Annotated in this window: 7 protein-coding genes; 4 read left to right on the forward strand and 3 right to left on the reverse strand. The window is 72.7% G+C overall.

The window, feature by feature from the left end:
- Window positions 1-89: 89 nt before the first annotated feature.
- Window positions 90-2,375: an FdhF/YdeP family oxidoreductase gene (locus ACFV61_RS17065; protein ID WP_380492383.1), complete on the forward strand. Its 2,286-nt coding sequence runs from the start codon at window positions 90-92 to the stop codon at window positions 2,373-2,375.
- Between the two features lie 77 nt (window positions 2,376-2,452).
- On the opposite strand, the gene ACFV61_RS17070 is transcribed toward ACFV61_RS17065, so the two are convergent.
- Window positions 2,453-4,090 (reverse strand): NlpC/P60 family protein, encoded by a 1,638-nt coding sequence (locus tag ACFV61_RS17070; protein WP_380492385.1) that lies wholly within the window; start codon window positions 4,088-4,090, stop codon window positions 2,453-2,455.
- Window positions 4,091-4,423: 333 nt separating this feature from the next.
- Between ACFV61_RS17070 and ACFV61_RS17075 the strand changes: the two genes are divergently transcribed.
- Window positions 4,424-5,608, forward strand: coding sequence for an anion permease (locus tag ACFV61_RS17075; RefSeq protein WP_380492387.1), 1,185 nt, complete (start codon window positions 4,424-4,426; stop codon window positions 5,606-5,608).
- A 26-nt stretch (window positions 5,609-5,634) separates the two neighbouring features.
- Window positions 5,635-5,883, forward strand: a complete 249-nt coding sequence (locus tag ACFV61_RS17080; RefSeq protein WP_063347835.1) for a hypothetical protein — start codon at window positions 5,635-5,637, stop codon at window positions 5,881-5,883.
- Between the two features lie 155 nt (window positions 5,884-6,038).
- Here the strand turns inward: ACFV61_RS17080 and ACFV61_RS17085 are convergent, their stop codons facing one another.
- Together ACFV61_RS17085 and ACFV61_RS17090 are read right to left on the reverse strand one after the other, a co-directional pair.
- On the reverse strand, window positions 6,039-7,586 hold the full coding sequence (locus ACFV61_RS17085) for an MDR family MFS transporter (RefSeq protein ID WP_063347836.1): 1,548 nt from the start codon (window positions 7,584-7,586) through the stop codon (window positions 6,039-6,041).
- 188 nt (window positions 7,587-7,774) lie between these two features.
- Window positions 7,775-8,224: a MarR family winged helix-turn-helix transcriptional regulator gene (locus ACFV61_RS17090; protein WP_244293367.1), complete on the reverse strand. Its 450-nt coding sequence runs from the start codon at window positions 8,222-8,224 to the stop codon at window positions 7,775-7,777.
- Between the two features lie 106 nt (window positions 8,225-8,330).
- On the opposite strand from ACFV61_RS17090, the gene ACFV61_RS17095 reads away from it, so the two are divergent.
- A complete protein-coding gene (locus ACFV61_RS17095) occupies window positions 8,331-9,389 on the forward strand; it encodes an ABC transporter permease (RefSeq protein ID WP_380492389.1) in 1,059 nt (352 codons plus the stop codon).
- Window positions 9,390-9,525 lie beyond the last annotated feature (136 nt).

Raw genomic sequence — 9,525 nt, forward strand, 5'->3', positions numbered from 1 at the left:
AGCCCCCGCGCCGAAGCGGCGGGCCCGGCGGACCCGGTGTCACCCCGGTGTCACGGCCGCCGGACGAGCAGAGCCGAGGAGAAGCGGTCATGGCCAAGCAGGCCCCGCAGAGCGACCCGGCGCAGGACGCCCCCGAGGTGTCCGCGCCCCAGCACGCGGCGGCCGGGCTGCCCGCGGTCGGCCACAGCCTGCGGATGGCCGCCGAGCAGATGGGCCCCCTGCGCACCCTCGCCACGCTGCGCAAGGTCAACCAGCCGGACGGCTTCGACTGCCCCGGCTGCGCCTGGCCGGAGCCGGGCAAGACGCACACGGCGGAGTTCTGCGAGAACGGCGCCAAGGCCGTCGCCGAGGAGGCCACCGAGCGCCGGATCCGCGCCGAGTTCTTCGCCGCCCACCCGGTCGCCGAGCTGGCCGAGCGCTCCGGCTACTGGCTGGGCCAGCAGGGCCGCCTCACCCAGCCGATGCTGCTCGACGAGGGCGCCACCCACTACACGCCGGTCTCCTGGGACGACGCCTTCGCGCTGATCGCCGAGGAGCTGCGCGCCCTGGACACCCCGGACGGCGCCGCCTTCTACACCTCCGGGCGGACCAGCAACGAGGCCGCCTTCGCGTACCAGCTGTTCGCCCGCCGGCTGGGCACCAACAACCTGCCGGACTGCTCCAACATGTGCCACGAGTCGTCCGGTTCGGCGCTCACCGAGACGCTCGGCGTCGGCAAGGGCAGCGTCAGCCTCAAGGACCTCTACCAGGCCGACCTGATCATCGTGGCCGGCCAGAACCCGGGCACCAACCACCCCCGGATGCTCTCCGCGCTGGAGCGCGCCAAGCGGGCCGGCGCCACCATCGTGAGCGTGAACCCGCTGCCGGAGGCCGGCCTGGAGCGCTTCAAGAACCCGCAGCACGCGCGCGGCCTGGTCGGCCACGGCACCAAGCTGACCGACCTGTTCCTGCAGATCCGCCTCGGCGGGGACCTGGCGCTGTTCCGCGCGCTCAACCGGATGATCCTGGAGCAGGACGGCGTCGACCGCGCCTTCGTCACCGAACACTGCCACGGCTTCGAGGAGTTCGAGGCGCAGGCGGGCACGACCGACCGCGCCGAGGTGCTCGCCGCGACCGGCCTGCCGTGGGAGCAGATCGAGGAGCTCGGCCGGCTGGTGCTGGGCTCCCGGAAGATCATCGTCTGCTGGGCGATGGGCCTCACCCAGCACAAGCACGCCGTCCCGACCATCCGCGAGGTGGTCAACTTCCTGCTGCTGCGCGGCAACGTCGGCCGCCCGGGCGCCGGGGTCTGCCCGGTGCGCGGGCACAGCAACGTCCAGGGCGACCGGACGATGGGCATCTTCGAGCGGCCCTCGACGGCCTTCCTGGACGCGCTCGGCAAGGAGTTCGGCTTCGAGCCGCCGCGCGCGCACGGCCTCGACTCGGTGGACACCATCCGGGCGATGCGCGACGGCCGGGTCGGGGTGTTCTTCGCGATGGGCGGCAACTTCGTCGCGGCCACCCCGGACACCGACGTCACCGAGGCGGCGATGCGCCGCTGCCGGCTGACCGTGCACGTCTCCACCAAGCTCAACCGCTCGCACGTGGTCACCGGCGCCCGCGCACTGATCCTGCCCACCCTGGGCCGCACCGACCGGGACGTCAGCGGCGCCGGCGCCCAGTTCGTCAGCGTCGAGGACTCGATGGGCCAGGTGCACTCCTCGCGCGGCGGCCTGCGCCCGCCCGCCCCGGGCCTGCTCTCCGAGACCGCGATCGTCTGCCGGCTGGCCCGCAGCGTCCTCGGCCCCGGGGACACCGTGCCGTGGGAGGACTTCGCCGCCGACTACGACACCCTGCGGGACCGGATCGCCCGGGTCGTCCCCGGCTTCGAGGACTACAACGAGAAGGTCCGCCGCCCCGGCGGCTTCACCCTGCCGCACGGCCCGCGCGACTCCCGGACCTTCCCCACCGCGACCGGGAAGGCCAACTTCACCGTCAACCCGCTCACCGCCCCCGAGGTCCCGCCGGGCCGCCTGCTGTTGCAGACGCTGCGCTCGCACGACCAGTACAACACCACCATCTACGGCCTGGACGACCGCTACCGGGGCATCAAGGGCGGCCGCCGGGTCGTCCTGGTCAACCCGGCCGACGCCGCCGAACTGGGCCTGACCGAGGGCGCCTTCGTCGACCTGGTGAGCGAGTGGCGGGACGGCGTCGAGCGGCGCGCCCCGCACTTCCGGGTGGTCCACTACCCGGTGGCCCGCGGCGGCGCGGCGGCCTACTACCCGGAGACCAACGTGCTCGTCCCGCTGGACTCCACCGCCGACATCAGCAACACGCCGACCTCCAAGGCCGTGGTCGTCCGCTTCGAGCCGGACACCGGCGCCCCGGCGTGACGCACGCGAAGGCCGCCCGGTGTCCGTGGACGCCGGGCGGCCTTCGTCATGGCTCAGGCCCTGTCCGGACCTAGGGCCTAGTTGCCGCCGAGCGGCAGTGTCGCGGTGGCGCTGCCCGGGGCTCCGGCGCTCGCCGAGCCGGTGGTGGTGGAGGCCGCAGTACCGGTGGAACCCGGAGTGCCGGTGCCGGTGCCGGTGCCGGTCGGGGTGGGCGTCGCCGGGCCCGTGCCGGTCGGCGCCGGGGTGCCCGTCCCGGTCGGGGTGGGCGTGCCCGTCCCGGTCGGGGTCGGCGTGGGCGTGGACGTGCCGGGGGCGGCGGTGCCGGTGCCGGACGGCGTCCCCGGGTCGGCGGGCGTTCCGGTCCCGGTGCCGGACGGCGTGCCGGTGCCGGTGCCGGTGCCGGTGTCCGCGGGCGTGCCCGGGGTGGTGGACGGCGTGCCCGGGGTGGCCGGCGGGTTGGCGGGCGTGCCGGGGGCCGGGGCGGCCGGGACCTGGTTGGCCGGGCTGGGCGCGATCGGGGTGACGGTGTCCCAGCCGGCGGGCAGGTCGGGCACCTTCCAGCTGCCGCCGGCCTCGTCCGCCGCGCCGGACGGGTCGGGCCGCACCGCCCCGAGGATCGGCATCGAGCCGATCGGCGACACCTTGATGACGGCGCCCGGCCGGGGTGCCTGGACGACCAGCCCGCCGCCGATGTACATCGCGACGTGCGTGGCGCCCTCGAAGTAGATGACCAGGTCGCCGGGGCGGAGCTGGTTCAGCGCGATGTGCGGGAGCTGGGCCCACTGCTCCTGGCTGGTGCGCGGGATCGGCAGCCCGGCGTGCAGCCAGGCCTGCGAGGTGAGGCCCGAGCAGTCGTAGGAGTCCGGCCCCGCGCCGCCCCACAGGTACGGCTTGTTGAGCTGGGCGAGCGCGAAGGCGATGGCGGTGCGGCCGGCCGCCGACGGGGTGCGCTCGCCCTTGCCGAGGACCCCGGAGGCGAGGAAGAGGAGCTGGGCCTCGTCGGCCTTGGCCTTCTCCAGCTTCTCCAGCTCGGTGCGCTGGGCGCCGGTGAGCGAGGAGACCAGCTGCTCGACGGAGGCGAGGTCGGTGGCGACCTTGGCCTTGGCGGCGTCCTGCTGGGTGACCAGCGTCTGGGAGGTCTTGAGCGCGTCCTCGGTCTGCTTCGTCAGGCCTGCGAGGGCCTCCCGGTCGGTCTTCAGCCGGTCCAGGAACTCGGACTGCGAGCGGCTGGCGGCGGTGAGCAGTTCCGCGATGGTGACGGCCTCGTACGGGTCCTTGGAGAGCAGCAGTTCGGCGTAGGCGGAGGCGGCGCCGTTGCGGTACTGGGCGGCGGCGAGCTGGGAGGCGATGTCGGTGCCGGCGTCGACCTGCTTCTGCTGGCGGTCCATCCGGCCCTGGAGGTCGGTGAGCGCGGCCTGCTGCTCGGCGACCTTGGCGACGGCGCCGTTGTACTGCTCGGTGGCGGTCTCGGCGCTCTGGTAGAGCGCGTGCAGCTGGTCGAGCAGCGGGCCGAGGGTGGCCTTGGCGGCGGCGAGCGGGTCGTCGCCCGGGCTGGCCGCGGTGATCGAGGCGCCCGGGTCGGGGGCGGCGTACGCGGCCTGCGCGGCGAGCGGGAGGGCGAGCGCGGCGGCCGCGAGGGCGGCTCCGCAGCGCAGTGCCGCCCGCAGCCAGGGCCGTACGACTGCCGTTTCAGTGCGCTGTGCAGCCCCGCCCATGGGTTGGTCCTCCCCGCCCCAGCCTGTCACCGGCGTCCCCGGATCCCGCAGATCCTCCCACGGGTTACTCACCGGAAACAGGGCGCATCCGGACTGGGAGGTTAATTCTGGGTTGATCTGTGAGACAGCTCTCAGCAAACCGGAGCGAACCGGGGCGAACTTCGCTAATGTCCAGCTCAGCGCGACCGCCGACACCCTTCCGAAAGCTTCCGGACACCGCTGGGACACCAGCGGAACCACGATTCCCGGCTCAGTTCACCTTCCGTTTACCAAACAGACCTACGGTCGCGACGACACCAACGTCCGTGCGACAACTACGACGATTGTTTGGGTATGGAACACATCTCGTTCCTGGTAGCCGTTGTGATCATCACGGCGCTCGCCTTCGACTTCACCAACGGGTTCCACGACACCGCCAATGCGATGGCCACCTCCATCGCGACGGGAGCCCTCCGGCCGAAGGTCGCGGTCACCATCGCGGCCGTCCTCAACTTCGCGGGCGCGTTCCTGTCCGTGAAGGTCGCCACCACCATCTCCGGCGGCATCGTCAACGAGAAGAGCGGCATCCACCCCGAGATCATCTTCGCCGCACTGGCGGGCGCGATCCTCTGGAACCTGCTGACCTGGCTGCGCGGCCTGCCGTCCAGTTCCTCGCACGCGCTGTACGGCGGCCTGATCGGCGCCACCGTCGTCGGTGTCGGCATGAACGGCGTCAACTTCGACACCGTCCTCTCCAAGATCCTGATCCCGGCGATCGCCTCCCCGCTGGTCGCCGGCCTGGCCTCCTGGGGCGCCACCAAGCTGGCCTACGCGATCACCCGCAAGGGCAACGAGACCACCGCCACCAAGGGCTTCAAGACCGGCCAGATCTTCTCGTCCTCGCTGATCTCGCTCGCGCACGGCACCAACGACGCCCAGAAGACGATGGGCATCATCACCCTGACCCTGGTGTCGGTCGGCGCCCTGCCGCACGGCGCGCTGCCGCCCACCTGGGTGATCATCTCCGCGGGCGCCGCGATCGCGCTCGGCACCTACATGGGCGGCTGGCGGATCATCCGCTCGATGGGCAAGGGCCTCGCCGACATCAAGGCGCCGCAGGGCTTCGCCTCCGAGTCGGCCGCCGCGACCGTCATCCTGACCTCCTCGCACATGGGCTTCGGCCTCTCCACCACCCAGGTCTGCTCCGGCGGCATCATGGGCGCCAGCCTCGGCGGCCCGAAGGCCGAGCTGCGCTGGAGCCTGGTGCGCCGCATGGTCTACACCTGGGCGCTGACCCTGCCGGCCGCCGCGCTGGTCTCGGGCGGCGCCGCGCTGCTGGTCCGCCAGGGCACCTGGGGCATCGTCCTGGTGGGCGCCGTGCTGGTGGCCGGCTCCGGCGCGATGTGGCTGATCTCCCGCCGCCAGCCGATCAGCGCGGACAACGTCAACGACGTCAACGACGTCACCCCGGTGGAGGTCCCCGCCACCGCCGCCCCCGCGAACGCCCCCACCCCCGCCTCGACCACGGTCGCGGCCTGAGCGCCGCAGGCTGAGGAGCACCCGCCATGCACATCAAGTGGAACGCCCTGGCCCAGACCGCCGGTGCCAGCTTCGGCATCACCGTCGCCGTGGTCTCCGTCTTCGCACTCGGCATCCTGGCCCTGTCCCGCCGCGAGGCCGCGCTGAGCGCCCGCGAGGGCGAGGCCGCCCAGGAGCCGGGCGGCGGCCGGCTGGCCCTGGCCGGCGCCTACGCCTGCTTCGGCCTCTGCGCCGCGGCCGTCGTCTACGGCCTGGTCCTGATCGCCGCGCCGTAGCGCGTGGTCCTGATCGCCGCGCCGTAGCGCGTGGTCCTGATCGCCGCGCCGTAGCGCGTGGCCGACGGTTCCCGCCGTCCGCGCGCGGGACGAACCGAACGGGCCGGGGAGTGTGATCCACACTCCCCGGCCCGTTCGCGCATCCCCGCCCGGAGTCAGCCCTGCTGGCTGGTCTTCAGCGCGGTCTCCCGGATGAACAGCACCGTGACGAAGGCCAGCGCCGCGAACGGCGCGGCCCACAGGAAGACGGTGCCGACCCCGTGCCCGAACGCGTCCGTCACCAGCGGGACGATCGGGGCGGGCAGCTTGTGCAGGTCCGGGATGCCCCCGCCGCCGGCCGCGCTCGCGGCCGGGATGTGCGCGGCGGCCAGGTTCTCCGCGAGGTAGTGGGTCACCTTGCTGTTCATCAGCGCGCCGAGCGCGGAGACGCCCATCGCGCCGCCCATGGTGCGGAAGAACGTCACCACGGAGCTGGCCGCGCCGAGCTCGTGGCGCGGCACCGTGTTCTGCACCGCGAGCACCAGGTTCTGGCTGGTCAGGCCGAGGCCGATGCCGGTGATCGCCATGTAGACGCAGAGCAGCTTGTAGTCGGTGTCGGCGCGGGCGGTGGCGAGCAGGCCGAAGCCGATCGCGAGCAGCGCCGTGCCGGCGACCAGGTAGGCCTTCCACTTGCCGTACTTGGTGATCAGCCGGCCGGCGACGGTGGAGGCGAGCGCCAGGCCGAGGATCATCGGCAGGGTCATCAGGCCGGCCATGGTCGGGGACTTGGCGCGGGCCAGCTGGAAGTACTGGCTGAGGAAGGTGGTCGCGCCGTACATCCCGACGCCGACCAGCACGCTGGCCACCGCGGCCAGGGTGACGGTGCGGTACTTGAAGAGGTCCGGCGGGATGATCGGCTCGGCGGCGCGGCGCTCGATCACCACGGCGAGGGCGCCCAGCAGCAGGCCGCCGCCGACCATCGCGGCGGTCTGCCAGGACAGCCAGTCGTAGTTCGTGCCGGCCAGCGTGATCCAGATCATCAGCAGGCTGACGGCGCCGGTGATGACCAGCGCGCCCAGGTAGTCGATCTTCGCCTTGCGCTTGACCACCGGCAGCTTGAGGGTGCGCTGCACCACCAGGATCGCGGCCAGCGCGAACGGGATGCCGACGTAGAAGCACCAGCGCCAGCCCAGCCACGAGGTGTCCACGATGACGCCGCCGATCAGCGGTCCGCCGATGGTGGCCAGCGCGAAGACCGCGCCGAAGTAGCCGCTGTAACGGCCGCGCTCGCGCGGCGGGACCATCGCGGCCAGGCAGATCTGGCCCAGCGCGACCACACCGCCGGCACCGATGCCCTGGAGGGCGCGGCAGGCGATCAGCTCGGCGGTGTTCTGGGAGAGGCCGGCCAGGGCGGAGGTGGCGATGTAGATCAGCAGGGCTATCTGGAGCAGCAGCTTCTTGCTGACGAGGTCGGAGAGCTTGCCCCAGATCGGGGTGGAGGCGGTCAGGGTCAGCAGGGCCGCGGTGATCACCCAGGTGTAGGCGGACTGGCCGCCGTGCAGGTCGGTGAGGATGTGCGGCAGGGCGTTGGAGACGACGGTCGACGAGAGCACGGCTACGAAGAGGCCGAGCAGCAGGCCGGACAGCGCCTCCATCACCTGCCGGTGGGTCATCGGTTGATCGTCGACGGCGGCTCCGACGGTCGCCTCGGCTGTGACGGTCATCTGGGTCCTTCGGCGGGAGGAGTGAGCGGGGGGCGGGGGGTGCGCAGGCAGGGAAAATTGTTGCCTTACGCAACCATAGGCCCGATGGTTGACTAAGGCAACTTTCTTCAAGCCCAAGTAAAGGCCGCGCCCCCAGGCCTGGATCCAGCCACCGTGGCCCCGACCCCGCCCCGGGCCCCGACCCCCGGTCACTCCGCCGGCGGCTCCCCGATCACGTCGTTGAAGCGGTGCAGCAGCACCGCGAAGCGGTCCACGTCCTCCGGCGACCAGCTGCCCAGCAGCTCCCGCACCCGCCGCATCCGGACGTCCCGGGCCGCCAGGTAGCGCCGCCGCCCGTCCTCGGTCAGCGAGACCAGCGCGGCCCGGCGGTCCAGCGGATCCGTCTCCCTGGCCACCAGGCCCAGCTCCTCCAGCGCCCGGATCTGCCGGCTCACCGTGGCCTTGCCGACCGCGAAGTGCACGCCGACGTCCGTCACCCGCACCCGCCCGGTCTGCTCGATGTAGCCGAGCATGCTGTACGCCATCCCCTCCAGCTCGGGGTGCACCCGGCGTGAGAGCTCCGCCACTCGGGCCCGGCCCCGCCGGAACATCAGCGCGACCTCGCGCTCCACCGCCAGCAGGGATTCCTCGTCACTCACCGCGCCAGTATCCCGCAGCCGCACTGGCTGGAAGGCGGCGCGTGGGGTGCGACAAGCTAACTAGTTCATGGTATGAAGTATCCGTTTTCCCCCAATACACAAGGAGATGTGGATGGCCGCCCCGGGGCAGGGTTTCGTCGCTGAACTGAAGGGCGCGGTCACACCGCGTGCGGCACTGCTCGTGATCGGCGTGCTGCTGCTGCAGCTCGGCTTCATCACCTCGTACGTCGGGGCGCTGCACCACCCGGCCCCGCACGAGCTGTCGATCGCGGTGGTCGCCCCGCCGCAGGTCGCCCCCAAGCTGGTCCAGGCGCTGGAATCCGTGCCGGACGACGCCGTCAAGGCCGTCACCGCCCCGGACGCCGAGACGGCCACCCAGCAGATCAAGGACCAGAAGATCTACGCCGCGCTGGTCGTGAACCCGACCGGCACCGAGGACACCCTGCTGGTCGGCGGCGCCCGCGGCACCTCCGCCGCCAAGGCCGCCGAGTCCATCACCACCGCGCTGGACAAGGCCCAGGGCCGCACCGTCAAGGTCGAGGACGTCGTGCCGCTCGCCAAGGGCGACACCAACGGCCTCTCCGCGTTCTACCTGGTCATCGGCTGGTGCGTCGGCGGCTACCTGGTCGCCTCGATCCTCGGCATCAGCGCCGGCTCCAAGCCCGCCAACGTCCACCGCCTGCTGATCCGCCTCGGTGTGCTGGCGCTGTACTCGGTCGGCGCCGGCCTCGGCGGCACGATCATCGCCGGACCGGTGCTGGACGCGCTGCCCGGCTCGATCCTGGCCCTGACCGGCATCGGCGCCCTGGTGGTGTTCACGGTCGGCGCGTTCACCATGGCGCTGCAGTGCCTGTTCGACGTCATCGGCATCGGCGTCGCGGTGCTGATCTTCGTGGTGCTGGGCAACCCGAGCGCCGGCGGCGTCTACCCGGCACCGATGATGCCGCCGTTCTGGCGGGCCATCGGCTCGCTGATCCCGAACGGCGCCGGGACCAGTGCCACCAAGTCGATCGCCTACTTCGGCTCCACCAACCTGGGCATGCCGATCGTGGTCCTGGTGGTCTGGGCGCTGATCGGCATCGGCGTCGCCTACCTGGCCGTGCTGCGCGGCCCGCGCTCCGGCGGCCGCGAGATCGTCGCCGCCGAGGCGTCCTCCGGGGCCTGATCCCCCGCGTTCCTCCGCCCGAGCCCCCGGCCCGCCCGCGGGGGGGGGGGGGGGGGCGCGGGGCGCGGGGTGTGCGGCCGGGGCGGCGGCCCCGGGGGCCGGCGTCTGGGCCGCGCCCGCCCCCCCGCCGCGCCAG

The sequence above is a fragment of the Kitasatospora sp. NPDC059817 genome (genome assembly GCF_042731835.1).
GTDB lineage: Bacteria > Actinomycetota > Actinomycetes > Streptomycetales > Streptomycetaceae > Kitasatospora.